35 protein-coding genes, 1 pseudogene and 1 other annotated feature are annotated in these 24786 nt (G+C 67.3%); of the genes and pseudogenes, 1 reads left to right on the top strand and 35 read right to left on the bottom strand.

All coding sequences use genetic code 11. The annotated features are described in order from the left end of the window. Positions 1-194: pseudogene (locus AB7V09_RS04625) on the bottom strand (IS3 family transposase); the annotation flags it as partial. Further along, positions 102-230: a sequence feature (AL1L pseudoknot), on the bottom strand. It overlaps the preceding pseudogene by 93 nt. Next, positions 191-505, bottom strand: coding sequence for a transposase (locus AB7V09_RS04620; protein WP_419143055.1), 315 nt, complete (start codon positions 503-505; stop codon positions 191-193). Its footprint overlaps the feature before it by 40 nt. The gene AB7V09_RS04620 and the pseudogene AB7V09_RS04625, both read right to left, overlap by 4 nt. Positions 506-525: 20 nt before the next feature. Here AB7V09_RS04620 and AB7V09_RS04615 point away from each other — a divergent pair, with 20 nt between their 5' ends. Continuing rightward, positions 526-1146 (top strand): tetratricopeptide repeat protein, encoded by a 621-nt coding sequence (locus AB7V09_RS04615; RefSeq protein WP_419143061.1) that lies wholly within the window; start codon positions 526-528, stop codon positions 1144-1146. A gap of 95 nt (positions 1147-1241) precedes the next feature. Here the strand turns inward: AB7V09_RS04615 and rplQ are convergent, their stop codons facing one another. The 33 genes from rplQ to AB7V09_RS04450 all read right to left on the bottom strand — a co-directional run bounded on the left by rplQ (position 1242) and on the right by AB7V09_RS04450 (position 24549). Then, complete coding sequence (rplQ, locus tag AB7V09_RS04610; RefSeq protein WP_419143054.1) at positions 1242-1958, bottom strand: 50S ribosomal protein L17; 717 nt, start codon at positions 1956-1958, stop codon at positions 1242-1244. 30 nt (positions 1959-1988) lie between these two features. Beyond that, on the bottom strand, positions 1989-2990 hold the full coding sequence (locus AB7V09_RS04605; RefSeq protein ID WP_003789324.1) for a DNA-directed RNA polymerase subunit alpha: 1002 nt from the start codon (positions 2988-2990) through the stop codon (positions 1989-1991). 158 nt (positions 2991-3148) lie between these two features. After that, a complete protein-coding gene (gene rpsK, locus AB7V09_RS04600; RefSeq protein WP_003781888.1) occupies positions 3149-3550 on the bottom strand; it encodes a 30S ribosomal protein S11 in 402 nt (133 codons plus the stop codon). Between the two features lie 61 nt (positions 3551-3611). Next, on the bottom strand, positions 3612-3986 hold the full coding sequence (rpsM, locus tag AB7V09_RS04595; protein WP_010614542.1) for a 30S ribosomal protein S13: 375 nt from the start codon (positions 3984-3986) through the stop codon (positions 3612-3614). Positions 3987-4151: 165 nt separating this feature from the next. Further along, positions 4152-4265, bottom strand: coding sequence for a 50S ribosomal protein L36 (gene rpmJ, locus AB7V09_RS04590; protein ID WP_003781903.1), 114 nt, complete (start codon positions 4263-4265; stop codon positions 4152-4154). 33 nt (positions 4266-4298) lie between these two features. After that, positions 4299-4520 (bottom strand): translation initiation factor IF-1, encoded by a 222-nt coding sequence (gene infA / locus AB7V09_RS04585; protein WP_003781847.1) that lies wholly within the window; start codon positions 4518-4520, stop codon positions 4299-4301. Between the two features lie 287 nt (positions 4521-4807). After that, positions 4808-5689: a type I methionyl aminopeptidase gene (gene map / locus AB7V09_RS04580; protein ID WP_419143053.1), complete on the bottom strand. Its 882-nt coding sequence runs from the start codon at positions 5687-5689 to the stop codon at positions 4808-4810. Between the two features lie 135 nt (positions 5690-5824). Further along, on the bottom strand, positions 5825-6412 hold the full coding sequence (locus AB7V09_RS04575; RefSeq protein ID WP_419143052.1) for an adenylate kinase: 588 nt from the start codon (positions 6410-6412) through the stop codon (positions 5825-5827). Next, positions 6409-7710 (bottom strand): preprotein translocase subunit SecY, encoded by a 1302-nt coding sequence (secY, locus tag AB7V09_RS04570; RefSeq protein ID WP_009405748.1) that lies wholly within the window; start codon positions 7708-7710, stop codon positions 6409-6411. Before secY ends, AB7V09_RS04575 begins: the two co-directional genes overlap by 4 nt. Before the next feature lie 350 nt (positions 7711-8060). Then, positions 8061-8537 (bottom strand): 50S ribosomal protein L15, encoded by a 477-nt coding sequence (gene rplO, locus AB7V09_RS04565; protein WP_003789315.1) that lies wholly within the window; start codon positions 8535-8537, stop codon positions 8061-8063. 1 nt (position 8538) lies between these two features. Further along, on the bottom strand, positions 8539-8745 hold the full coding sequence (rpmD, locus tag AB7V09_RS04560) for a 50S ribosomal protein L30 (RefSeq protein ID WP_009396392.1): 207 nt from the start codon (positions 8743-8745) through the stop codon (positions 8539-8541). Further along, positions 8745-9452, bottom strand: a complete 708-nt coding sequence (gene rpsE, locus AB7V09_RS04555; protein ID WP_003789310.1) for a 30S ribosomal protein S5 — start codon at positions 9450-9452, stop codon at positions 8745-8747. Before rpsE ends, rpmD begins: the two co-directional genes overlap by 1 nt. A gap of 34 nt (positions 9453-9486) precedes the next feature. Further along, entirely contained in the window at positions 9487-9867 is a 381-nt protein-coding gene (gene rplR / locus AB7V09_RS04550; protein WP_003789309.1) for a 50S ribosomal protein L18, read from the bottom strand. Positions 9868-9869: 2 nt separating this feature from the next. Beyond that, the gene (gene rplF / locus AB7V09_RS04545; RefSeq protein ID WP_003789306.1) at positions 9870-10409 is read right to left on the bottom strand and encodes a 50S ribosomal protein L6; all 540 of its coding nucleotides are present in this window, start codon (positions 10407-10409) and stop codon (positions 9870-9872) included. Positions 10410-10430: 21 nt separating this feature from the next. Beyond that, positions 10431-10829 carry a 30S ribosomal protein S8 gene (gene rpsH / locus AB7V09_RS04540; RefSeq protein WP_003781870.1) on the bottom strand — a complete coding sequence of 133 codons (399 nt, stop codon included), beginning with the start codon at positions 10827-10829 and terminating at the stop codon, positions 10431-10433. Between the two features lie 58 nt (positions 10830-10887). Further along, positions 10888-11073, bottom strand: coding sequence for a type Z 30S ribosomal protein S14 (locus AB7V09_RS04535; protein ID WP_003781856.1), 186 nt, complete (start codon positions 11071-11073; stop codon positions 10888-10890). Position 11074: 1 nt separating this feature from the next. Next, on the bottom strand, positions 11075-11632 hold the full coding sequence (gene rplE / locus AB7V09_RS04530; RefSeq protein WP_043537565.1) for a 50S ribosomal protein L5: 558 nt from the start codon (positions 11630-11632) through the stop codon (positions 11075-11077). Between the two features lie 2 nt (positions 11633-11634). Then, entirely contained in the window at positions 11635-11979 is a 345-nt protein-coding gene (rplX, locus tag AB7V09_RS04525; RefSeq protein ID WP_003781892.1) for a 50S ribosomal protein L24, read from the bottom strand. Between the two features lie 2 nt (positions 11980-11981). After that, positions 11982-12350 (bottom strand): 50S ribosomal protein L14, encoded by a 369-nt coding sequence (gene rplN / locus AB7V09_RS04520; RefSeq protein ID WP_003781898.1) that lies wholly within the window; start codon positions 12348-12350, stop codon positions 11982-11984. A 568-nt stretch (positions 12351-12918) separates the two neighbouring features. After that, the gene (gene rpsQ, locus AB7V09_RS04515) at positions 12919-13212 is read right to left on the bottom strand and encodes a 30S ribosomal protein S17 (RefSeq protein ID WP_003789301.1); all 294 of its coding nucleotides are present in this window, start codon (positions 13210-13212) and stop codon (positions 12919-12921) included. After that, complete coding sequence (rpmC, locus tag AB7V09_RS04510) at positions 13209-13454, bottom strand: 50S ribosomal protein L29 (RefSeq protein WP_009403578.1); 246 nt, start codon at positions 13452-13454, stop codon at positions 13209-13211. Before rpmC ends, rpsQ begins: the two co-directional genes overlap by 4 nt. Next, positions 13454-13873 (bottom strand): 50S ribosomal protein L16, encoded by a 420-nt coding sequence (gene rplP, locus AB7V09_RS04505; protein WP_003781881.1) that lies wholly within the window; start codon positions 13871-13873, stop codon positions 13454-13456. The genes rpmC and rplP overlap by 1 nt, the downstream gene beginning before the upstream one ends. Before the next feature lie 3 nt (positions 13874-13876). Beyond that, entirely contained in the window at positions 13877-14698 is an 822-nt protein-coding gene (gene rpsC, locus AB7V09_RS04500; RefSeq protein WP_003789299.1) for a 30S ribosomal protein S3, read from the bottom strand. Further along, complete coding sequence (gene rplV / locus AB7V09_RS04495; RefSeq protein WP_003789298.1) at positions 14698-15075, bottom strand: 50S ribosomal protein L22; 378 nt, start codon at positions 15073-15075, stop codon at positions 14698-14700. The genes rpsC and rplV overlap by 1 nt, the downstream gene beginning before the upstream one ends. Positions 15076-15106: 31 nt before the next feature. After that, on the bottom strand, positions 15107-15385 hold the full coding sequence (rpsS, locus tag AB7V09_RS04490; RefSeq protein ID WP_003786073.1) for a 30S ribosomal protein S19: 279 nt from the start codon (positions 15383-15385) through the stop codon (positions 15107-15109). A gap of 14 nt (positions 15386-15399) precedes the next feature. Next, a complete protein-coding gene (rplB, locus tag AB7V09_RS04485; RefSeq protein WP_009747234.1) occupies positions 15400-16236 on the bottom strand; it encodes a 50S ribosomal protein L2 in 837 nt (278 codons plus the stop codon). 26 nt (positions 16237-16262) lie between these two features. Continuing rightward, positions 16263-16565 (bottom strand): 50S ribosomal protein L23, encoded by a 303-nt coding sequence (rplW, locus tag AB7V09_RS04480; RefSeq protein WP_003786064.1) that lies wholly within the window; start codon positions 16563-16565, stop codon positions 16263-16265. After that, on the bottom strand, positions 16562-17206 hold the full coding sequence (gene rplD, locus AB7V09_RS04475; protein WP_009403568.1) for a 50S ribosomal protein L4: 645 nt from the start codon (positions 17204-17206) through the stop codon (positions 16562-16564). The genes rplW and rplD overlap by 4 nt, the downstream gene beginning before the upstream one ends. 4 nt (positions 17207-17210) lie before the next feature. Further along, positions 17211-17879 (bottom strand): 50S ribosomal protein L3, encoded by a 669-nt coding sequence (gene rplC, locus AB7V09_RS04470; RefSeq protein ID WP_003789295.1) that lies wholly within the window; start codon positions 17877-17879, stop codon positions 17211-17213. A gap of 8 nt (positions 17880-17887) precedes the next feature. Then, positions 17888-18196, bottom strand: coding sequence for a 30S ribosomal protein S10 (gene rpsJ / locus AB7V09_RS04465; RefSeq protein ID WP_003786051.1), 309 nt, complete (start codon positions 18194-18196; stop codon positions 17888-17890). A 258-nt stretch (positions 18197-18454) separates the two neighbouring features. Beyond that, complete coding sequence (locus AB7V09_RS04460; RefSeq protein WP_419143051.1) at positions 18455-19693, bottom strand: class C sortase; 1239 nt, start codon at positions 19691-19693, stop codon at positions 18455-18457. 236 nt (positions 19694-19929) lie between these two features. Next, a complete protein-coding gene (locus AB7V09_RS04455) occupies positions 19930-21537 on the bottom strand; it encodes a SpaH/EbpB family LPXTG-anchored major pilin (protein WP_419143050.1) in 1608 nt (535 codons plus the stop codon). Between the two features lie 150 nt (positions 21538-21687). Next, positions 21688-24549 (bottom strand): CshA/CshB family fibrillar adhesin-related protein, encoded by a 2862-nt coding sequence (locus AB7V09_RS04450; RefSeq protein ID WP_390883622.1) that lies wholly within the window; start codon positions 24547-24549, stop codon positions 21688-21690. Between the last annotated feature and the right edge of the window lie 237 nt (positions 24550-24786).

Raw genomic sequence — 24786 nt, 5'->3', positions numbered from 1 at the left:
GAGTAGTTGTCCTTGTGGACCTTAGATATCTCCGCCTTGAGGGTCTCGTCGCGCAGGCTCCTGGCGCTAGGAGGCCGGCTACGGCGGGCGTAGTAGGAACTCGGGGCGATCTTGACTCCGGCGCCAGTGAGCACCTTGCAGATCGGCTCGACCCCAAACTCCTCCTTCTTGGTCTCGATGTACTGGCAGATCAACGGGATGGGCGGTCGAGCTCCGCCGCGAAGAAAGCTGACGCGCTCTTCAGGATCGCGTTGGCTCTTCGAAGCTCTCGGACCTCTTTCTCCAGCTCCTTGATCCGCTGTGCCTCGTCGGTGGTGGTGCCGGGCCGGGTGCCCTGGTCGATCTGGGCCTTCTTGACCCAGGTGCGCAGAGCCTCGGGGTGGACACCCAGCTCGTCGGCGATCCTGCGGATCGCGCCCTTGGCCCGCGCCGGGTCAGCCAACGCGTCCAACGCCATCCTCGTAGCTCGCTCGCGCAGCTCATCGGGGTACTTCTTCTGTCCCATGACAGTGATCCTTCCGTGTCATCACTGCCTCCATCAAACCCGGGGCGATTCACACCATCCAAAGGAGACTGGCCGAGCAAAACCCAGCCGCCTACACCCCCAACCTCGCCGCCTCCCTCAACAACCTCGCCAACCGCCAGGCCGCAAACGGCCAGCAGCACGACGCCCTCCAGATTGCCCAAGAAGCCACCAACCTCTACCGGACCCTGGCCAAGCACAACCCAGCCGCCTACACCCCCAACCTCGCCGCCTCCCTCAACAACCTCGCCAACCATCTGGACAGCAACGGCCAGCAGCACGACGCCCTCCAGATTGCCCAAGAAGCAGTCACCATCCAAAGGAGACTGGCCGAGCAAAACCCAGCCGCCTACACCCCCAACCTCGCCGCCTCCCTCAACAACCTCGCCAACCGCCAGGCCGCAAACGGCCAGCAGCGCGAGGCCCTCACAACCGCCCAAGAAGCCACCAACCTCTACCAGACCCTGGCCAAGCACAACCCAGCCGCCCACACCCCCAACCTCGCCAAGTCCCTCAACACCTACGCAAACATCCTGGAGCGGAGTGGCAACACTAAGGAGGCCGCCCGCATCCGGAAGGAGCGCGACGAGGTCCTCAAACGGATGAAGGAAGACGACGACTGACGGGCCCGCCACCACCTCACGCAAACACGGGGAGGGCCGGTCACCATTAGGTGACCGGCCCTCCCTGAGTTCTCGCTCAGAGCGTCAGCTCTGGCTCACTTCTCGACCTTCTGGGCGGCGGCGCCGCCGGCGGGGGCGAAGCCCGCGGCCTCGGCGTCCTCGGCGCTGGCGAACCAGACCTCGGCAACCGTGGCGTCGTACCAGCGCGAGCCGGGAACGTGGTACTTCATGGAGTCCTCGTTGCCCTTGACCAGGTGGTCGTCGTCGGGAGCGTCAGTGGCGCCCTCCTCGAGGCGGACCGCGCCGGCGTACTCGGCCTTGTCAGCCTTGTCGGCCTTCTCCTCAGCCTTCTCGGTCGTGGCCTTCTTCTCGGCCTTGTCCTCGTCGGCGACGGCGTTCTGGGCGGCCTTCTTAGCGGTGGCGACCGCGTCCTCCACGATCTCCTTACGGGCAACCGGCTCCAGCACCAGGGAGATGACCGCCATGGGGGCGTTGTCGCCCTTGCGGGGGGTCGTCTTGATGATGCGGGTGTAACCGCCCTCGCGGCCCTCGAACTTGGGGGCGAGCTCCTCGAAGAGACGGTAGACGGCGTACTTGTCCGTCACCTTCTTCAGCACGGTACGGCGGGCGTGCAGGTCACCGCGCTTGCCCTTGGTGATGAGCTTCTCGACGTAGGGACGCAGGCGACGGGCGCGAGCCTCCGTGGTCTTGATCGACTCGTGAACGATGAGCTGCGTGGCCAGGTTGGCGAGCAGGTGACGCTCGTGCTGGGCGCTGCCGCCCAGACGGGGACCCTTAGTGGGGCGAGGCATGGTTGTCTCCTAGGTGAATAACGAGCCGGCTCAGGCCTGGGTCTCGTCGCTGAACGTGGGGTTGGCGTAGTCGTCGTCCGAGACGTAGTCGACCGGGGAGCCCTTGAGGGAGAGCCCCAGCTCAGCCAGCTTGTCCTTGATCTCGGAGATGGACTTGGCGCCGAAGTTACGGATGTCGAGCAGGTCGGCCTCGCTGCGCGAGACGAGCTCACCGACGGTGTGGATGCCCTCGCGCTTGAGGGCGTTGGAGGAGCGGGCCTGCAGGTCGAGCTCGTCGATCATGAGGGCCAGGTCCTGCTGGAAGGCCTCGTCGATCGGCGAGGGGCCGACCTCGATGCCCTCGGCCTCGACGTTGAGCTCACGGGCCAGGCCGAAGAGCTCCACGAGCGTCTTACCGGCGGAGGCCAGGGCGTCACGCGGGGTGATGGAGGACTTGGTCTCGACGTCGACGATGAGACGGTCGAAGTCGGTGCGCTGCTCCACACGGGTGGCCTCGACGGAGTAGGAGACCTTCTTGACCGGCGAGTAGATCGAGTCCACCGGGATGCGGGAGATCTCCGCGTTGGGGTCCTTGTTCTGGTTGGCGGAGACGTAGCCGCGGCCGCGCTCGACCGTCAGCTCGATCTCCAGCTTGCCCTTCTCGTTGAGAGTGGCGATGACCAGATCGGGGTTGTGGATCTCGACGCCGGCCGGCGGGGTGATGTCACCGGCGGTGACCTCGCTCGGACCGGACTTGCGCAGGTACATGACGACCGGCTCGTCGTTCTCCGAGGACAGGACGATCTCCTTGATGTTGAGGATGATCTGGGCGACATCCTCCTTGACCCCGGGGATCGTGCGGAACTCGTGGGGCACCCCGTCGATGCGGACGCTGGTCACGGCCGCCCCCGGGATGGAGGACAGCAGCGTGCGGCGCAGGGAGTTGCCGAGCGTGTAGCCGAAGCCGGGCTCGAGGGGCTCGAGCACGAAGCGCGAGCGGCGGTCCTCGACCACGACCTCCTCGGTGAGCGTGGGTCGCTGTGCAATGAGCACGTGGTTTCCTTTCGTCGCGGCGCCCGCTATATGACGCCGTTCCTCATGGGTGGAGCAGCCGGCCCGACCGGGCCGGCCCTACTCCGCGTCCCGCCGTGGGGGCGGAACGTGGTGAGACGACGACGCAGCAACCGGCTGCGCCGTCGTCCCCTTAAAGCTCAGACGCGACGGCGCTTGGGCGGGCGGCAGCCGTTGAAGGCCTGGGGGGTGACGTCGGTGATCGAGCCGACCTCGAGGCCGGCGGCCTGGAGGGAGCGGATCGCGGTCTCGCGGCCGGAGCCGGGGCCCTTGACGAAGACGTCAACCTTCTTCATGCCGTGCTCCTGGGCGCGCCGGGCGGCGGCCTCGGCGGCGAGCTGGGCGGCGTAGGGGGTCGACTTGCGCGAGCCCTTGAAGCCGACCTGGCCGGAGGAGCACCAGGCGATGACGGCGCCCTGCGGGTCCGTCAGCGAGACGATGGTGTTGTTGAAGGTGGACTTGATGTAGGCGTGACCGTGGGTAACGTTCTTGCGGTCCTTGCGGCGCGTCTTGCGCGCGGCGGCGCGGGTCTTGGGAGGCATTCTTCCTTCTTCGTGATGAGGTCGTCACTGCGCCCTGCGCTGGGCGGGCGCGAGCTGCTGCTTACTTGGCCTTCTTCTTACCGGCCACGGTGCGCTTGGGGCCCTTGCGGGTACGCGCGTTGGTCTTGGTGCGCTGACCGTGCACCGGCAGGTGGCGGCGGTGGCGCAGGCCCTGGTAGCAGCCGATCTCGATCTTGCGGCGGATGTCCGCCTGAACCTCACGACGCAGGTCACCCTCAACCTGGTAGTTGCCGTCGATGTGGGTGCGGAGCTTGACCAGCTCCTCCTCGGTGAGGTCCTTGACGCGGGTGTCGGGGTTGACGCCCGTCGCCTTCAGGGTCTCGTCCGCGCGGGTGCGTCCGATCCCGAAGATGTAGGTGAGTGCGATCTCGACTCGCTTCTCGCGAGGCAGGTCGACACCGGAAATGCGTGCCACGGTGTGGTTCTCCTGTGTGCTCCCGGAGGTCGTCACCCATCTCCCCCACCTCGCCTGGTGGCCCCGGCCTCCGAGAACCGGGGGTTGCGGACCCGCGGTGCGGGTGCGCTGGGATGGGTGCTGGAAAGGGCCGTCCAGCTTACTGGGCGGCCCGGCGCCGGGGACTCAGCCCTGACGCTGCTTGTGCCGCGGGTTCTCGCAGATGACCATGACGCGGCCGTGGCGACGAATCACCTTGCAGCTGTCACAGATCTTCTTGACGCTCGGCTTGACCTTCATGATGTTCCTCCGCCGGCTCTGGGAGCCGACATGTCACTTGTACCGGTAGACGATTCGGCCGCGGGACAGGTCGTAGGGGCTCAGCTCCACGACCACCCGGTCCTCGGGGAGGATGCGGATGTAGTGCTGCCGCATCTTTCCGGAGATGTGCGCGAGCACGACGTGCCCGTTGCTCAGCTCCACCCGGAACATCGCGTTCGGAAGGGCCTCGACGACCGATCCCTCGACCTCGATGACTCCGTCCTTCTTAGCCATGTTCCTCCATCGGTGCTTTCTCGCTCGAGTTCACCCCGACGACGTCGCCGTCGGGCAGCCGCGGTCGCCGTTGCGCAGGCCCACCGCAGGCAGGCCCCCGTTGCCAGGGTCGTGAATGCGGTACGAGGGCATGCGTCATCGACGGACGCGCGTCCAGCGGATAACTTTACGGCAGACGGCCCGGGCTCCACCATGCCAGATGGCGCGATCACGCGGTGTTTCCTGACACACCGCAGGCGCGTGCCTCGTCGAGGACGCACCCCCGCAGCGGTTCCCGCCTCGGCGTCTCAGCCCAGCGCCTTGGGCTCGATACCGTAGGGGGCGAGGCCCTCGGCGCCGCCGTCGGGCGCGGTAAGGACCCACACGCCGCCGGGGACGATGGCCACGGTGTGCTCCCACTGGGCGGCGTGGGAACCGTCTCGGGTGACGACGGTCCAGCCGTCGTCGAGCTCGCGCGTGTCCGGGCTGCCGGCGGTGAGCATGGGCTCGATGGCCAGCACCATGCCGGGGCGCAGGCGGGGGCCGCGCCGTTTGACGGAGTAGTTGAGGACGTCGGGGGCCATGTGCATGCTCGTGCCGATGCCGTGGCCGACGTACTCCTGGAGGATCCCCAGCTCGTGGCCCTCCCGCTCGGTCACGTCCGCGACAACGGCCTCGACGGCGTCACCGACCGCGTTGAGGCACAGCTGGCGCCCCCGCCCCTCCCCCGCTGCGGCGCGGGCGACGGCGGCGATGGCCTCCCACAGGGCCTGCCGGGTGGTGGTGTCCACGAGCCGGTCGGTCTCGCTCAGGTAGGTCCCGCCGACGACGGTGGTGAAGGCGGCGTCGCCGTGCCACTGGGTGCCGTCCTCGTCGACGATGTAGGCGCCGCAGTCGAAGGTGACCAGGTCGCCGTCGGCCAGAACCCGCTCACCGGGGATGCCGTGGACAACCTCCTCGTTGACCGAGATGCACACGGTGGCCGGGTAGTCGTAGTAACCCAGGAAGTTGGAGTGAGCGCCGGCGGCCTTGATGACCCCGGCCGAGACGGCGTCGAGCTCGGCGGTGGTGATTCCTGCACGCACCGCCTCGCGCAGGGCGGCGTGGATGTCGGCGACGACGAGCCCGGCCCGGCGCATGAGACGAACCTGCTCCGGCGTCTTGATCTGGATCTGTTCGCGTGAGAGCACGGGTGCCTCCTGGGGTCGTGTGTAGCGGGCTGGGCCTGGGGCGGTTCCGGCTCCCCCGTCAGGGACGGGAACGGGCCGGAGCATGCGCAGGCGGGTCGTCCGCTTAAGCAGACGACCCGCCGGTGAGCGTGGGCTTCAGGAGCCGGTGATGCCGCGGGAGGCGAGGGCCTCCATGATGCGGCCGGTCACGACGTCGATCTCGCCCATACCGTCGACCTGAACCAGCAGGTCGCGCTGGGCGTAGAGCCCGGCCAGCGGCGCCGTGGACTCGGCGTAGACCTCGAGGCGGCGGCGGATGACCGGCTCGGTGTCGTCGGCCCGCCCCTGCTCGCCGGCCCGCTTGAGCAGGCGGGCGACGACGGCCTCAGCGTCGGCGGTGATCTCGACGACGACGTCGAGGGCCAGGCCCGAGGCCTTCAGCATGGAGTCGAGCTCTCCGACCTGGGCCGTGGTGCGCGGGTAGCCGTCCAGGAGGAATCCGTTCTCGCAGTCGTCCTGGGCGATGCGGTCGGCCACCATGGCGTTGGTGATGGAGTCGGGGACGTACTCGCCCTTGTCCATGTAGGCCTTGGCCTGGGTGCCGAGCTCGGTGGCACCGGCGACGTTGGCGCGGAAGATGTCTCCGGTGGAGATGGCCGGGATGCTCAGGCGCTCGGCGATCCGGGCGGCCTGGGTGCCCTTACCCGCTCCGGGGGGACCGAGAAGAACCATGCGTGCGCTCATGACAAGAACCCTTCGTAGTGACGCTGCTGCAGCTGGGAGTTGACTTCCTTGACGGTCTGGAGGCCCACACCCACCATGATGAGGATAGTGGTTCCGCCGAAGGGCAGGTGCTGGGCCAGGTCCAGCCAGATGACGGCAAGCGTCGGGATGAGGGCGAGGACCACCAGGTAGATGGAGCCGGCCGTCGTGATGCGGTTGATGACGTAGGACAGGTAGCGCACGGTGGGCTCACCGGCGCGGATGCCGGGGATGAAGCCGCCGTAGCGCTTCATGTTGTCCGCGATCTCCTCGGCGTCGAAGGTGATGGCCGTGTAGAAGAAGGCGAAGAAGAGGATGAGGACGCCGTAGGCGGTCAGGTAGATCGGGCTCGTCTGCTGCAGGTTCGTCAGGATCCACTGCACCCACTTGCTCGTGGGGCTCCCGAAGCCGGCGATGAGCTGGGGCATGGCCAGGATCGAGGAGGCGAAAATGACGGGGATGACCCCGGCGGTGTTGATCTTGACCGGGATGTAGGTGGTCGACCCGCCGTACTGGCGGCGCCCGATCATCCGCTTGGCGTACTGCACGGGGATGCGCCGCTGGGCCTGCTCGATGTACACGACCGCAAGGGTGGCCAGGAGGACGACGGCCACGATGATGGCGAAGTTGGCCGCGCCGTTGTTGCCTCCGGCGATGGAGAACATGTTGGAGGGGAACTGGGCCACGATGGAGGTGAAGATGAGCAGCGACATGCCGTTGCCGATGCCGCGCTCGGTGATGAGCTCACCCAGCCACATGATGAGGCCAGTACCGGCGGTCATGGTGATGATGATGAGCAGCGGGGTGACGATCGAGTCGCCGGCGATGATGTGCTGGGCCCTGGCGCACCCCTGGAAGAGCTGACCGCTCTTGGCCGTGGCCACGATGGTGCTGGACTGCAGCAGTCCCAGGCCGATGGTGAGGTAGCGGGTGTACTCGGTGAGTTTGGCGGTGCCCGCCTGCCCCTCCTTGTGGAGCTCCTCGAAGCGGGGGATGACGACCCGCAGGAGCTGGATGATGATGGAGGCGGTGATGTAGGGCATGATGCCCAGCGCGAAGACGCTCAGCTGGAGCAGCGCACCACCGGAGAAGACGTTGACCAGGCTGAGGAGGTTCTGGTCCTTGCCGGCCTCCCCGATGCAGTACTTGGCGTTGGCCAGGTTGACGCCGGGCGCCGGCAGGATCGACCCGAGCCGGAACAGGGCCATGATGCCGAGGGTGAAGAGCAGCTTCGCCCTGAGGTCTGGCGTTCTGAACGCCTGAGTGAACGCGCTGAGCACTCGATCTCCTGTGGACTCGGGGGTGGGTTCGGCCTTGCGGGCAGCAAGGCGGAGCGCAGGGGAACTGCGCCCGGCCCAGACTACCCCGCCGAGCTCGCCACCTGGGCGCTGAGATGGGCTTGCAACGTGGCTGGGGTGCGGGTTTTCTCACGTCTCGTCCCGGTGCGGTCGCCCGGGGTGATCCAAGGCACCCGGCCGCAGGTGCGCAGGAGCCGTCGTGCGGTGCGAGGCCCGCGCACGACAGACCCCGGCGGCCCAGGTTTCCCTGGACCGCCGGGGTCTGTGATGTCGCTACTCGTCAGGGCCGCGCCGTCGGGGTGTCACCCGTGCCGGGCTCGGCCCGACGACGTTCAGCGCGTGGCGATGGTGCCGCCAGCGGCCTCGATCTTCTCCTTGGCGGAGCCGGACCAGGCGTCGACCGTGAGCGTCAGGGCCACGGTGACGTCGCCGCCGCCGAGAACCTTGACGAGCTGGTTCTTGCGAACCGCACCCTTGGCGACGAGGTCCTCCACGGTCACCGTGCCGCCCTCGGGGAACAGCTCGGCGATACGGCCGACGTTCACGGGCTGGAACTCGACCCGGTTGGGGTTGCGGAAGCCGCGCAGCTTGGGAAGACGCATGTGCAGCGGCATCTGGCCACCCTCGAAACCAGGACGGACCTGGTAACGAGCCTTGGTGCCCTTGGTACCGCGACCGGCGGTCTTACCCTTGGACGCCTCACCACGACCCACGCGGGTCTTGGCCTTCTTGGCGCCGGGGGCGGGACGCAGGTGGTGCAGCTTGACGACGCGCACCTTCTCCTCCTGCGTGTTCTCGGTGTCAGCCATCTCAGACCTCCTCAACGGTGACCAGGTGGTGCACCGTGGCAATCAGGCCGCGCACGCTGGGGCTGTCCTCGCGTACGACGGACTGGCGGATCTTGCGCAGACCCAGGGTCTTGAGGGACTCGCGCTGGCGGTGGGTGCCCCCGATGCCAGAGCGGACCTGAGTGACCTTGAGCTGCTTGGTCATCTGCTTCGATGCGGACTCAGCCATCACGCACCCACTCCTTCAGCGGCCTTCTCGGCCTCCTGCTTCTCAGCCTGAGCGCGCTTGTCGGCCTCGCCCTCGGCGCGGGCCCGCAGCATGGACTGCGGGGCGACGTCCTCCAGGGGCAGGCCACGGCGGGCCGCGACGGCCTCGGGCTGCTCCAGCTGCTTGAGGGCGTCCACCGTGGCGTGCACGATGTTGATCGCGTTGGAGGAGCCCAGCGACTTGGACAGGATGTCGTGGACACCGGCGCAGTCCAGCACGGCGCGCACCGGACCGCCGGCGATAACACCGGTACCGGGGGACGCCGGGCGCAGGAGGACGACTCCGGCGGAGTCCTCACCCTGGACCAGGTGCGGGATGGTGCGGCGGATCATCGGGACGTGGAAGAAGTTCTTCTTCGCGATCTCGACGGCCTTGGCGATGGCGGAGGGAACTTCCTTCGCCTTGCCGTAGCCCACGCCGACGGTGCCCTCACCGTCACCGACGACCACGAGGGCCGTGAAGGTGAAACGGCGGCCGCCCTTGACGACCTTGGACACGCGGTTGATGGTGACGACGCGCTCGATGTACTTGTCGTCGTTGCCGCGACCACGGTCGCGGCGGTCGTTGTTGCGGTCGCGGCGGCCGCGGCCCTCGCCCCGGCGCTCGTCGTTCTCGCGCTGGGCCGAGCCGTCGGACGACGCGGACCTGTCTCGCTGCGGTGCAGCCATCAGATGTTCCTCTGCTTTCTCGTCGTCTTAGTGCTCACAGCTTCAGGCCGCCCTCACGGGCGCCCTCGGCGACGGCCGCGACACGGCCGTGGTACTTGTTGCCGCCGCGGTCGAACACGACTGCCTCGATGCCCAGCGCCTTGGCGCGCTCGGCGATGAGCTCGCCGACCTTGTGGGCGGCGCCCACCTTGTGGCCCTCGACGCCCTTGGCGGCCTCCTCCAGAGTGGAGGCGGCGCACAGGGTGTGACCGATGGTGTCGTCCACGACTTGAGCCACCATGTGGCGGTTGGACCGGGTGACCACCAGGCGGGGACGCTCGGGCGTGCCGGAGATGTGCTTGCGCACGCGCTGGTGACGGATCTTGCGGGCGATGGCGCGGGGGTTGCCCTTGCCCCTCTTGATCGAGTAAGCCATGGTCACTTACCAGCCTTTCCGACCTTGCGGCGCACGTTCTCGCCGGCGTAGCGCACGCCCTTGCCCTTGTAGGGCTCCGGCGGACGGATCTTGCGAATGTTCGCCGCGACCTCGCCGACCTGCTCCTTGGAGATACCGGAGACGGTGATCTTCAGGTTGCCGTCGACCGTGAAGGTGATGCCCTCGGGGGGCTCAACGGTCACGGTGTGGGAGAAGCCGAGGGAGAGCTCGATGCTCTGGCCCTTGGCGGCGACGCGGTAACCGGTGCCGACGATCTCGAGCTGCTTGGAGTAGCCCTCGGTGACGCCGATCACCATGTTGTTGATGAGGGTGCGCGACAGTCCGTGCAGCGAGCGCGAGCGGCGCTCGTCGTCGGGGCGCGTGACCAGGATGGAGCCGTCCTCCTGGCGGGTGACGCTCAGGGGCTCGCTGATCGTGCGGGACAGGGTGCCCTTGGGGCCCTTGACCGTCACGTCCTGGCCGTCGATGGTGACGTCCACTCCGGCAGGAACCGGAACGGGGAGCCGTCCAATACGAGACATGGTTTTCCTCCGTTCCTTCTCTTACCAGACGTAGGCGAGGACTTCGCCGCCCACGCCACGCGACTCGGCCTGCTTGTCGGTCAGGAGGCCGGAGGAGGTGGACAGGATCGCCACTCCCAGGCCGCCGAGGACCTTGGGCAGGTTGGTGGACTTGGCGTAGACGCGCAGGCCGGGCTTGGAGATCCGGCGCAGGCCCTGGATGGCCCGCTGGCGGTTGGCTCCGTACTTGAGGCTCAGCGTGAGCGTCTTGCCGACCTCGGCGTCCGTGACCTCGTAGCCGGCGATGTAGCCCTCGGACTTGAGCATCTCAGCGATGTTCACCTTGAGCTTGCTCGACGGCATCGACACGGTGTCGTGGTAGGCGCTGTTTGCGTTGCGCAGACGGGTCAGCATGTCTGCGATGGGGTCTGTCATTGTCATGAGTGGGCCTTAGCCCTTCCTCGTCGTGGTTTCCTCAGCGGACCTGCGACGTAAGTTCTTACCAGCTGGACTTGCTCACGCCCGGGAGCTCGCCGCGAAGGGCCATCTCACGCAGGCAGATACGGCACAGGCCGAACTTGCGGTAGACCGAGTGCGGGCGGCCGCAGCGCTGGCAGCGCGTGTAGGCACGGACACCGAACTTGGGCTTACGGTTCGCCTTCTCAATCAGTGCGGTCTTCGCCATCTCACTTCTCCTTGAAGGGGAAGCCGAGCTGCTTGAGCAGCGAGCGGGCCTCCTCGTCGGTCTTGGCCGTGGTCACCACGGTGATGTCCATGCCGCGGACGCGGTCGATCTGGTCCTGGTCGATCTCGTGGAAGACAGCCTGCTCGGTCAGACCGAAGGTGTAGTTGCCGTTCCCGTCGAACTGCTTGGGGCTCAGACCGCGGAAGTCGCGGATACGGGGCAGGGAGATCGAGACCAGACGGTCCAGGAACTCCCACATGCGGTCGCCGCGCAGCGTGGAGTGCGCGCCGATCGGCATGCCCTCACGCAGCTTGAACTGCGCGATGGACTTGCGGGCCCGGGTGACCTGCGGCTTCTGGCCGGTGATGGCGGCGAGGTCGCGCACGGCGCCCTCGATCATCTTGGAGTCGTGGGCGGCCTCGCCCACACCCATGTTGACGACGACCTTGACGACGCGCCCGACCTCCATCACGTTGCCGTGCTGGAACTCCTTGAGCAGGGCCGGGCGCACCTCCTCGGCGTACTTCGTCTTGAGACGGGGGGTGGTCTTCTCAGCCATGGTCACAGGTCCTCCCCGCTCTTCTTGGCGTAACGCACGCGGACGGTGCGCTTGCGGCCGTCGGGACGCACGCCCTCCTCGACGCGGAAGCCCACGCGGGTGCGCTTCTTCGTCTTGGGGTCGACGAGCATGACGTTGGAGGCGTGGATGGGCGCCTCAACGGTCTCGATGCCGCCGGTGCGGGCGCCCTGCTGGGACTGCCCCACCTTGGTGTGCTTGGTCACGCGCTGGACGCCCTCGACGATGACACGGTCAGTGCCCTTGAGGACCTCCAGAACGCGGCCGGTCTTGCCCTTGTCCTTACCGGCGATGACGATGACCTGGTCGCCCTTCTTGATGCGTGCCATGTTCAGATCACCTCCGGGGCGAGCGAGACGATGCGCATGAACTTCTTCTCGCGAAGCTCACGGCCGACGGGGCCGAAGATGCGCGTACCGCGCGGCTCCCCATCGTTCTTGAGGATGACGGCGGCGTTCTCGTCGAAGCGGATGTATGAGCCGTCGGGACGACGACGCTCCTTGCGGGCACGCACGACGACGGCCTTGACGACCTCGCCCTTCTTCACGTTGCCGCCGGGAATGGCGTCCTTGACGGTGGCGACGATCGTGTCGCCGATACCCGCATAGCGCCGACCCGATCCACCGAGAACACGGATGCAAAGGATCTCCTTGGCACCGGTGTTGTCGGCGACCTTCAGTCGCGACTCCTGCTGGATCATTGAGTGTTCTCCTGTCGTCGAGCCGGTTCTCAGGAAGCTCCTGAGCCTGGCCGAACGTTCTTCTGGTCTTGCACACGTCTCCCCCGGCCGCAGGCCGCACGAGGCTGACCCAGGGATAGGGGATTCCCGCGATACGCTGTCCCGACAGACACAGGCGCAGACTGCACGAGGTCTCTGCCGGGCGCACCGAGGGCGCGCGCAACTCCATTAGCCTAGTCCAGCCGCTGCATCACGCGGAACCTGAGATGACCAGCCCGCCCTGTGCCTTTGCTCACCGGCTTTTCCCGGGTCTCCTGCTCCGACGCTCGAAGCACCCGGTCGGCCCATCGGCCCCTGATCGAGGACGTACCTGCCCGCCGAGGACTGCGTTGTCCTCCAGACGACTGGGGTACGACCGTCGTCCTTTGGGGGAACAGGACGTCCCCGTCGCACACCGCAGTCCCCGATCCGCCTGACTGTCATCATTCATCGGTAGCAGCCAACGACGCCGACGCCGCAGCCTCCCGGGAGGGATGCTGCGGCGTCGGGGGCCGGCTCGACCGAGTCGAGGGCGGCGTTCAGCCGAGGGTCACTTGGCGCGCTCGAGGATCTCCAGGAGGCGGAAGTGCTTGGTGGCGCTCAGCGGGCGGGTCTCCATAATGGAGACGAGATCGCCGACACCGGCCTCGTTGTTCTCGTCGTGGACCTTGACCTTCTTGGAGCGACGGAGGACCTTGCCGTACAGGGAGTGCTTGTAGCGCTCCTCGACGAGGACGACAACCGTCTTGTCCATCTTGTCGGAGACGACGTAGCCGCGACGCACCTTGCGCTGGGGGCGCTCGGTGGACTGCTCGACGTTCTCAGTGCTGGTCTGCTCGCTCACTTGGACTCCTCCGTGCTCGGGGCGGTGCGAATACCGAGCTCACGCTCGCGCACGATCGTGTAGATGCGGGCGATGTCGCGACGCACAGCCTTGAGACGTCCGTGGTCCTCGAGCTGGCCGGTCGCCGAGGCGAACCGGAGGTTGAACAGCTCGGCCTTGGCCTTGGAGAGCTCCTCGGAGAGGCGCTCGTTGTCCATGCCGTCGAGGTCGGCGGGGGTCAGGCCCTTGGAACCGATTGCCATCAGACGTCACCACCCTCACGAGTCACGAAACGGGTCTTCATCGGAAGCTTGTGCTGTGCGCGGCGCATGGCCTCGCGGGCGAGGGCCTCGTCGACACCGCCGAGCTCGAACAGGATGCGTCCGGGCTTGACGTTGGCGATCCACCACTCGGGTGCACCCTTACCGGAACCCATACGGGTCTCGGCGGGCTTCTTGGTCAGGGGGCGGTCCGGGAAGATGTTGATCCACACCTTGCCGCCACGCTTGATGTGGCGGGTCATGGCGATACGGGCCGCCTCGATCTGGCGGTTGGTGATGTAGGCGGGCTCGAGGGCCTGGATGCCGTACTCACCGAAGGCGATCTGGTTGCCGCCCTTGGAAAGGCCCGTGCGGTGCGGGCGGTGCTGCTTGCGGAACTTGGTCCGGCGGGGGATGAGCACGGCTCAGGCCTCCGTTCCCTGGTCTGCGGCAGCGGTCTCGGCGGCCGGCGTCTGCTCGGCTGCCTGCTGCTGCTCGGTGTTCTGACGCGAACCGCGCTCACCGCGGTCGCCACGACGGCCGCCGCGGCGCTCGCCCCGGCCCCGGCCACGGGAGCCGGACTCGGCCTGCTGGCGGGCGAACTCGCGCTCGGTGATGTCGCCCTTGTAGATCCACACCTTGACGCCGAGGCGGCCGAAGGTGGTCTTGGCCTCGTAGAAGCCGTAGTCGATGTTCGCGCGCAGGGTGTGCAGCGGCACGCGCCCCTCGCGGTAGAACTCGCTGCGGCTCATCTCGGCGCCGCCAAGGCGGCCGGAGCACTGCACCCGGATGCCCTTGGCGCCGGCGCGCATCGCGGACTGCATGCCCTTGCGCATGGCGCGCCGGAAGGACACGCGGGAGGCGAGCTGCTCGGCGATCCCCTGGGCGACCAGCTGGGCGTCCAGGTCAGGGCTCTTGACCTCGAGGATGTTGAGCTGGACCTGCTTGCCGGTCAGCTTCTCGAGCTGACCGCGCAGGCGCTCGGCCTCGGCCCCACGGCGACCGATGACGATGCCGGGACGGGCGGTGTGCAGGTCGACGCGCACGCGGTCACGGGTGCGCTCGATGTCGACCTTGGAGATTCCGGCCCGCTCCATGCCGTCCTCCATGAGGCGGCGGATCTTGACATCCTCCTCCACGAAGTCGCGGTAACGCTGACCGGGCTTGGTGGAGTCGGCGAACCAGCGCGAGCGGTGGTCCGTGGTGATGCCCAGGCGGAACCCGGTCGGGTTGACCTTCTGCCCCATTACCGGGCTCCTTCCTTCGTTGCGGCGTCGGACTTGTCCCCGACGATGACGGTGATGTGGCTGGTCCGCTTGAGGATCCTGCTGGCCCGACCCTGCGCACGGGGACGGAACCGCTTCAGGGTGGGACCCTCATCGGCGAACGCCTCGATGATGAACAGGTCGTTCTCGTCGAAACGCTCACCGTCACGCTCAGCCTTGAACCGGGCGTTGGCGATTGCGGACTCGAGGACCTTGCGCACCGGCACCGCAGCGGCCTGCGGGGCGAATCGGAGCACGTTGACGGCCTCGACGGCGCGCTTGCCGCGGACGACGTCCACGACCCGGCGCGCCTTCATCGGCGTGCAGCGCACGTACTTGGCCTGCGCCTTGGCTTCCATGTTCTCTGCCTCTCAAACTTTCCGACGTCCGTCAGCGACGCGACTTGCGGTCGTCCTTGACGTGCCCGCGGAAGGTGCGGGTCGGAGCGAACTCACCGAGCTTGTGGCCCACCATGGACTCGGTAACGAAGACCGGCACGTGCTTGCGACCGTCGTGGACGGCGAAGGTGTGCCCCAGGAAGTCCGGCGTGATGACCGAACGGCGGGACCAGGTCTTAATGACGTTCTTGGTGCCCTTCTCGTTCTGAGCGTCCACCTTCTTGAGGAGGTGGTCGTCGACGAAGGGACCCTTCTTCAGACTACGCGGCATGATTCAGGCTCCTATCAGCGCTTCTTGCCGGTCCGACGACGACGCACGATGAGGCGGTCGCTGGACTTGTTGGGACGGCGGGTGCGGCCCTCGGGCTTGCCCCACGGCGAGACGGGGTGACGACCACCGGAGGTCTTGCCCTCACCACCACCGTGCGGGTGGTCCACCGGGTTCATGACGACACCGCGGACGGTCGGGCGCACGCCCTTCCAGCGCATACGGCCGGCCTTGCCCCAGTTGATGTTGGACTGCTCGGCGTTGCCGACCTCGCCGATGGTGGCGCGGCAGGCGGCCTCCACGTTGCGGATCTCCCCGGAGGGCATGCGCAGCTGCGCGTACTTGCCCTCCTTGGCGACCAGCTGGACGGAGGTGCCGGCGCTGCGAGCGATCTTGGCCCCGCCACCGGGACGCAGCTCGACCGCGTGGACGACCGTACCGGTGGGGATGTGACGCAGCTGCAGGTTGTTGCCGGGCTTGATGTCGGCGCTGGGGCCGGCCTCGACGACGTCGCCCTGACGGAGCTTGTTCGGGGCGATGATGTAGCGCTTCTCGCCGTCCATGTAGTGCAGCAGAGCGATGCGCGCGGTGCGGTTGGGGTCGTACTCGATGTGAGCGACCTTGGCGGGCACGCCGTCCTTGTCGTGACGACGGAAGTCGATGAGACGGTAGGCGCGCTTGTGGCCACCACCCTTGTGGCGGGTGGTGATACGACCGGAGGAGTTACGTCCACCGGACTTGCTCAGCGGGCGCACCAGCGACTTCTCGGGCGTGCTGCGCGTGATCTCCACGAAGTCGGCCACGGAGGAGCCGCGACGACCCGGGGTCGTGGGCTTGTACTTACGGATTCCCATATCGATCCTTTACCTTCCGTGGCGCACTAGGCCACATCACCGAAGATGTCGATGGTCCCCTCGCGCAGGGTGACGATCGCACGGCGGGTGTCCTTGGACTTGCCGATCCCGGTGCGGGTGCGGTGCGTCTTGCCCTTGCGGTTGATGGTGTTCACCGAGGAGACCTTGACATCGAAGATGGCCTCGACGGCCTGCTTGATCTCGGTCTTGTTGGATCCCGGCGCCACGATGAACGTGTACTGGCCACGGTCCATGCAGGCGTAGGACTTCTCGGAGACCACCGGCGCGATGATGACGTCGCGGGGGTTCTTGGACTTCTCGAGGCTCACTTGGACTCCTCCTCACCCTTGCCCAGGAACGCGTCCAGGCCAGAGGCCGTGAAGACGACGTCGTCGGACTTGAGGACGTCGTAGGTGTTGAGCTGGTCGGCCCACAGGACGTGCGCCTCGGGGGCGTTGCGCAGGCTGAGCCTGGACAGGTCGTCCTGACGGTCCACAATCACCAGGGCCTTGCGGTCGGTGAGGTTGCGCAGCGCGACCAGGGCGTTCTTGGTGGAGGGCACCGTGGTGGTGACGAACTCGGTGATGACGTGGACGCGGCCGTTGCGGGCGCGGTCGGACAGGGCGCTGCGCAGGGCGGCGGCCTTCATCTTCTTGGGGGTCCGCTGGGTGTAGTCGCGCGGCTGCGGGCCGTGGACGGTGCCACCGCCGACGAACTGCGGGGCGCGGGTCGAGCCCTGGCGGGCGCGGCCGGTGCCCTTCTGGCGGTAGGGCTTGCGGCCACCGCCGCGGACGTCGCCGCGGGTCTTGGTGGCGTGGGTGCCCTGGCGGGCCGCGGCCAGCTGGCCGACGACCACCTGGTGCATGAGCGGAATGTTGAGGGGGGCGTCGAAGACCTCGGCGGGCAGCTCGACGCTGCCGGTCTTCTTGCCCGCGGAGTCGACGACGTCGACGGTGAGTGCCTCAGTCATGGTCTCAGGCTCCCTTCACGGCGGTGCGGACGACGACGACCGAGCCCTTGGGGCCGGGGATCGCGCCGTTGACGAGCAGAACGCCCTTGTCAACGTCGATGCCGCGGATCTTGAGGTTCTGGACGGTGCGGCGCGCGTGGCCCATACGACCGGCCATGCGCAGGCCCTTGAAGATGCGCCCGGGGGTGGCGCAGGCGCCGATGGAGCCCGGCTTGCGGTGGTTGCGGTGAGCACCGTGGGAGGCGCCCACACCGGCGAAGCCGTGGCGTTTCATGACACCGGCGAACCCCTTACCCTTGGAGGTCCCGGTGACGTCGACCAGCTGGCCGACCTCGAAGGTGTCAGCGGCCAGCTCCTGGCCGGGGGTGAACTCCGACGCCAGGGAGGTGCGGATCTCCGCCACGTGGCGGCGGGGCTCGACCCCGGCCTTGGCGAAGTGGCCGGCGAGCGGCTTGGTGACCTTGCTGGCGTCGATGTCGCCGAAGGCGAGCTGAACGGCCTCGTAGCCATCGGTCTCGATGGTGCGGACCTGGGTCACGACGTTGGTGTCGACCCGGACGACGGTCACAGGGCGCAGGACCCCGTTCTCGTCCCAGATCTGCGTCATGCCGAGCTTGGTGCCGAGCAGCGCCTTGGCAGGCGCGGCGGCAGCCGGCGTGTTAAGCGTTGTCATGGCAGTCCTCAGAGCTTGATCTCGATGTTGACGTCAGCGGGCAGGTCGAGACGCATGAGCGAGTCGACGGCCTTGGGCGTCGGGTCGACGATGTCGATCAGCCGCTTGTGCGTGCGCATCTCGAAGTGCTCGCGGCTGTCCTTGTACTTGTGCGGCGACCGGATCACGCAGAACACGTTCTTCTCGGTCGGCAGCGGCACCGGGCCCACGACCGTCGCGCCAGCGCGGGTCACGACGTCGACGATCTTGCGCGCCGAGGAGTCAATGACCTCGTGGTCGTAGGACTTGAGCCGGATGCGGATCTTCTGTCCCGCCATGGCGCCTAACCTCTCTTGTACTTGCTTCTGGCCGGTCCACGCGCTCGGGCGTGTCGCTTGAGGACGCACGCCTCTCCCGTGATGGAAGGCGGTGAACCGGTCTGGACACACGGAAACCCGTTCAGGAGGAACGGGTCCGTCAGAATGAATCCCGGGGTGATCCCGGGGCGGCACAACCAGGGGCACGCGAGTGCACGCCCTTGGCCGGCCGGATTACGTTATCAGGGCTCGCGCGGGCAGCGGAACCCAGGATTGGGCCTAGAGGCTGTGAGTCCGCCCACTGGCCCCCGCGCTCGGGCGTGTCGCGCCCAGCACCGGGATCTCCGCGGTGTCGATGAGCTCCTGGTCATCCCATTGTCCCGACGGCGCCGACAGCGACGCGATCTCCTCCAGGAGCGCCAGGTTCTCCATCTCGGAGGGTTGGGGAGGGACCGGAAGGTCGGTGAACCACCGTTGGGGCTCGACACCGGCGTCGTCATCCATCCAGATCCGCATCTGCTCCGCCCAGGTCTGGGGGCGCGGCTCCTCCTGCGCAGCACGGGCCCTGGCCAGCGCCCGCTCCTTGGCCCGCGCCGCCGTGTAGCCCGAGCGCCACAGGTACAGCCCGATGACGATGAGCCCCGCGGCCAGACCCACGGCCCACCAGGGGAAGTGGGGAACGTCAGGGCGCTTGCCCGCCGCCGCGAGGTCCTTGGCAGGGGTCGGGTAGATGCGCTCGCCGGTCAGCAGGATGCGGTGGGTGTTGATGCCCAGGGGCGTGCAGGTCACCAGGGTGAGCAGGTCCTTGCCCTCCTCGGCGCGCAGGGCCTCGGTCTCCTCGGGCTCGACGACCTTGGTGCTGGTGACCCGGTAGGTGAGGACCTCTCCGAAGACCTCGACGATGAGGCTGTCACCGGTCTTGACCTTGTCCAGGTTGGTGAACATGGTGGCCTCGGCCAGGCCGCGGTGCCCGGTGATGACCGAGCGGGTCCCCTCTCCCCCGACCGGCAACGAGGTGCCCTCCAGGTGCCCCAGGCCCTTGAGGAGGGTGTCGTCGGCCGTGCCGTGGTAGACGGGCAGGTCCAGGGAGATGGAGGGGATCTTCAGACGGGCCATGAGTCCCTCGTTATTGGCCTTGAGGATGTTGGCGTACTGCAGGGAGCTGTCCTTGCTGGAGCCGGCGCCGGTGGGGACGTGGTTGTTGGCCTCCAGGACCGCTCCGGCCGAGAGCGCGTCGTTGTAGGCGTGCGCCTGCTCGACCTGGGTCTTGGCGTCGGGACGGGCCCCATCGACCTGGGCGGAGTAGTCGGCAGTCACCTTCGACTGGTTGTACTGGGCGACCCAGGAGGCCGCCGTCGGATAGGTCAGCAGCCCCATGCCCACCAGCGCCATGATGGAGGTGACCAGGGCTGAGACCGACAGGCGCCAGGTACGCGGACGGCGATGCTTCTGGGCGCTCGAGGCGCGTGTGCGCGGAGTCCGGGCGGTGCGGGGCGTGCGTGCTTTGCGGAAGATCATGGGCCTCGTGCGCTTCCAGGGTCGGGGTGTTCGGGGCGGGGATGATGGAGGTTGGTACATGGCGGTGCAGGCGCTCGCCGGATCGGGGTCCGTCGAGTGCCTGCACCGTTTCCGCTCGGGCCACGGCCTCACGATCGAGACGGGTTCAGCACCCGGTCACGACGCGGTTGAGGCGGGGCTCGTGCGGTTGTGGCTGTCGGCCGCGGCTCATACGCCCCGGCCGACAGCGGTCGTCATCAGGCGGCGAGGTTCGCGTTCTGCTTGCGCTCGCGGTAGCGGGCCACGAGGACGGAGCCGACGGCGATCATCAGCAGGGACGCACCGGAGGCGGTCAGGATGAGCATGCCGTTGGCACCGGTCAGGGGCAGGCCCGGAACCGACTGCTTGGTGTTCTCGATGGTGACGTTGTCCGTGGTCACCGAACCGACCTCAATCTTGACGGGGGTCACGGCGCCGTCACCGGCGGGCAGGACGTAGCCGGCCGGAGCCTTGGTCTCAACCAGGACGTAGCAGCGCGCGGTGGCATCCTTCTGGTTGTCACGGTTCGCACCGTCGATGGAGTCGGAGACGAACAGGCCCTTGACGTTGATGGCGCCCTGGGCGTCCGTGGTCAGCGTGGTCTCGCCGTTGATGGCGATGGGGTCGCCTTCCTTGTCCTTGGTGCAGGTACCGGCGTAGGCGTTCTTGGCCTTGTACAGCTGGAACTGAGCGCCCTGGAGGCCGGCCTTGTCCTGGCCCTGCTGGTGGTTGTCCACCTTCTTGATGAGCAGGTCGCCCCAGCGGGAAGTCACCTCGTTAGAGGTCGGCGGGTCGTTGGGGTTCGCCGGGGGCTCCTCAGGCGTCGGGGGCTGCTCGGCGTAGACGGTGTCGCTGATCACCTGAGCCCGGTTCGTGATGGCGCCGTTGCGGACCTCGGTCACCTTGCCCTGGAAGACCGCGGACACCTTCTTGCCGGGGGCGGCCTTGATCTTCTTCAGACCCTCGGCGGTGAAGGTGACGGTGACGGTCTGCTGGTTGGTGTTCACCTGGTAGTCGGTGGGATCCAGGGTCGTGCCCTCGAGGGAGACCTCAGTGGCGGTCACCGCAGTGAGGCGGTCGTCCAGGGTGTCCCTGAGCTGGAAGTACTTGTAGAAGGACTTGGCGTCAAGAGTCGGCGCCGTCGAGCTCACCGGGAACTTGACGAGGGAGCCGACACCGTAGCCGTTGAGCTTCTGCTCCTGGATGCTCTTCTCAACGCTGATGGCCTCGTTCTTGGGGTAGACGTGGACGTCGTAGATCCACTGGCCGTCAGCGCCCGCAGCGGTGTTCGGGTGAGGAACCGTCACCACGAAGGGCTTGGCCTTCTGGACGATGTTGCCGGGGGTCGTGGTCTCGCACACGAGGTAGGCCTGAACCGGCATGTCCGTAATCGTGGCGAGGCCCTCGTCATTGGTGGCCGGGGAGGCCATGGGGGTGCCGAACTTGTGCGTCCCCAGCGTGGGGGCGGCGGGGTTGGTGCAGGCGCTGTCCGGCACGCCGGCCTTGGACAGGTCACTGATCGTGTCCCACCCGGCGGGGTCCTTCAGGTTGATGTCCGTGATCGGGTAGGCGGTGAAGACGACGCCCTGGACGGGAGCCCCCTTGCTGTCCGCGTTCTGCGGGGTACCGGTGGGGTTACCGATGTCGTTGCCACCACCGTTGAGGTGCTTGTGGATGGCCAGGGAGCCCTTCACCTCAGTCTTGATGTTGCCGTAGTTAGGCGATTCCGTAGCCACGGCCGAAGGGGCCAGGCCGAGGAAGGCCAGGGTGAGGACACCGGCTGCGGCAGCAGCCCGACGCCCCAGCGTGCTGGCGTTGTGCTTCATGGGTTGGGATTTCCTTTCACTGTGCGCCGCGGGGAGATGCGAACGCGTGGCAGAGGTATGGATAGGGAGTCTTTCTCCGGTGGACGGCTTCGTCTTGTCCGACGGCGTCACCGGCGCCTCCGACCTTTCATGCGTGGGTCGGTGGGCGGATCAGTCGAGGTTGCAGTGACGGCGCCTCCTGAGGAGTCCGGTGGAGATCGCCAGAGCGGAGACGACCGCTCCTGCGATCAGGAAGATGTGCGCACCGCGTCCGCCTGTCAGGGGCAAGCGGGGGGTGGCCGCCTTCTCGTTGGTGAAGGCCTTCGAGAAGGAGTACTGGAGGGCGTTGGGCTTGATGGCGAAGCTGCGGCTCGTCGTGTCAAGCCGGTATCCCGCGGGAGCCCGCTTCTCCACCAGGGAGTAGGAGCGCGTGTCCCAGGGCAGGCCGGTCACGGTGAAGGAACCGGCCGCGGGGTCCGTATCGGCGTAGGGGCCGCCTGGGCACCGTCCCCTGCCACCGGCGATGACGCAGTCGGTGACGGTGGTCCTGGCCGGGACTCCGGGGCCGCTGAGCGTCCACTCCGAGCCGCCCAGGGCGTGTCCGCTCGTGTCCTGCTTCTTCCAGGACACGGCTCCGGTCAGACGCTGGTTGGTCACGGCTCCCCTGGTGACACCGGTGGTGTCCTTGAGCCCAGCCTTGAGGTTGGCGCCGGAGACGTCGTTGAAGGCCAAGGTCTTGTCCAGGCGCTGGTATCCACTGGGGGCGGTTCTCTCGGTGACGGAGTAGCTCCCCCACGCCAGTCCACTGACCTCGAAGACACCCGGAGCCGGGTTGGTGTCCCGGTAGGCGCCGCCACGGCAGCCCGCCGCCTGGCAGTCCTCGACAACGGTGCCGGCGGGGACGCCGGGACCGGTCAGGGTCCAGCTGGTACCGCCCAGGGGCGTCTGACCGTCCTGGTCGACCTTGGTCCAGGACAGCGCTCCGGGCTTGGTCGTGTTGGTGACCGAGCAGGTGAGGCGATCGGTGCCCTGCACTTGGATCTTGGATCCTGTCACGCTCGAGCCGCTCCAGCTGCCGCGCGTCCCGGGAGTCTGGGCGCACTGCCATGCGCTCGCCTCGTAGCCCGGCGCCTGGGGGTTCGTGGAGGACTCGCTGAGCGCGTACTGTCCTGGACGCACCGCCTTGATCCCGGTGTCAACACTTCCGGTCACCTGCTGGGACGCCGCCCCACCGTTGCCCTGCTGGGCCTTGAGGGTCCACTGGTCGGCCCCGAGGGCCCTGACCTGCCCGGTGTAGGGGGCCTGGACGTTCTTCACGAGCCGGATCGTGGGGACGCGCACCGCGATCCGGTAGTCCTCGACCTCGCCACCCATCGTGCTGCCGGTGGGTTTGAGATTCACTCCTGCCTCAGCTGTCCTCACCCGTAGGTAGGTGTGGGGCTGGGATCCGGCCTCCCCGTCGATGCTGCGCACGACGTCCTCGGGGACGGTCCAACGCAGTGTGGCATTGCCCCGGCCGTCACAGGTGGTTTGAGCGCTCTTCTCGGTGGCGTCGAAGACGCCGTTGTGGTTCCAGTCGATCCAGCCGGCTACCGCTCCTCGGCCGCCGCAGCGGACGTTGGTGGTGTACTGCTGTCCCGGGGCGGTCTCAATGCCTGAGGCGGGGATGGAGACACCGTCCTCGTCGTTGCCGTACCAGCCGTCGTTGTCATCGCCGTCGGCCCCGTCGCTGAAGCGCTGCTGGGACTCGGCGTCAGTACCCGAGCCCAGGTAGGGTCCGGTGGGCTGCATGCGGGTGGTGTTGATGAGGCGGCCACCGAACAGGTCATAGCCGTTGCGGTTCGTCACCTCACCACCATCCCACCTGGGCTGCAGGAGGGCGGAGGCACTGCCGTAGGAGACCGGCGCGTCACCGAAGTCGGTGACCAGGACCAGCCCGAGGGCGACGGCGGAGTAGCCCGATCCCTGCATGGTGATGGTGGCGCTGGTAGCCCCTTCCATGAACATGGAGACCGCGGGCCCACCGATGCCGTTGGGCTTGGAGTAGCGTCCACCGTTCTGGTAGACGCACTCCTGCGCCGTGTTGTCCAGCCGCAGGGTGCGGTTCCCGTTGGAGAAGGACGCGCGGGTCGTGACCGGCCGCCCGGTACCTCCTCTGGTGTCCGTGCAGTTACTGGAGCGCCCGCCGTCCAGGAGGCGCCAGGTGACTCGCTGGTTGCTGGGGACCTCGGCCTGGATCCACTCACCGTCGAAGGGCTCATTGGTACTGCCGGGGTTGGAGGCCTCCGCATCGGCGAAGACCAGGCCGTTGAGGGCCACCGGTGTGGAGCTGCCGTCGGGGGCCTGGAGAGCTGCCGAGCAGGAGACATCGAAGCTGATGCGTGAGTACCCGCCCGTGGGCGTGCGATCGGCCCGACGATCGTTCTTGTCCCTGCCGTCCCAGGTCTTCTCCCCGTTGTAGGCGTAGCCGTTAGCCAGTCCGATGACCATCTGGTTGTGGTTGACGTAGTTGTCCGGGTACGTCAGGCCGTTGTGCCACTCCGAGCTGCCGTCGCTCCAGCCTCCGGCGCCTCCGATGTTGTAGAGGTTGTCGAGGATGTCACCGGCCCAGGTGCCCGGAATCGTGGCGACCAGCGGACCGCGCGAAAGATCGTCAGGAAAGTCCTTCCGGTGACCAAGGTGCTTGAGATTGGACAGGTTGCAGGTGGTAACCAGATAACCGGCCTCCCCCATGTCGCGGTAGTTGGTGAAGGTCCTGCGCTGCCCGTAGTCGAGCACGGGAACATTCGGCTTAGTCTGGCCGGCGAAGTTCTGGTCGTAGTCCGCCCACTGGAGCCACTGGATGGTGTCCCGGTACCAGCTGGTGCCGCCCTGCGCGAAGACCGCCGGAAGCGCATCGGCAGGGAGCCCGCTCGGGGCCGCCCCGGCAGAAGGCTGCTCAGTGCCCACGAGCGCCCCAGCGACGCAGGTGAGTGCCGCAGCGCCGGCGATGAGCTTGCGCAGACGAGGCTTGATGGCACGACGAGACAACAAAGGGAACACTCCGATTCATGGGTAACCAACAGCGCTGGGACCACCTTCTTTTAGGCGTCGACTCCATGCCCTTGGCAACAGGCATTAACTTAGTTGACGTAGTCGGGCAATACAGGATCGGTGACGGATCTGAAATCGTCCGTTATGGCATTGCGACACCATTCATTACGCCGAGATCACGAATACAAGAAAATAGTGTCATTCATATTTCTATTCATGTTGACGGTCGGCTGCGCC

Source organism: Actinomyces sp. SKVG-SVH-4(1), from assembly GCF_048514265.1.
GTDB lineage: Bacteria > Actinomycetota > Actinomycetes > Actinomycetales > Actinomycetaceae > Actinomyces > Actinomyces oris.
The sequence above is the reverse complement of the archived record's forward strand: the minus strand, read 5'-3'. Positions and strand labels throughout refer to the sequence as shown.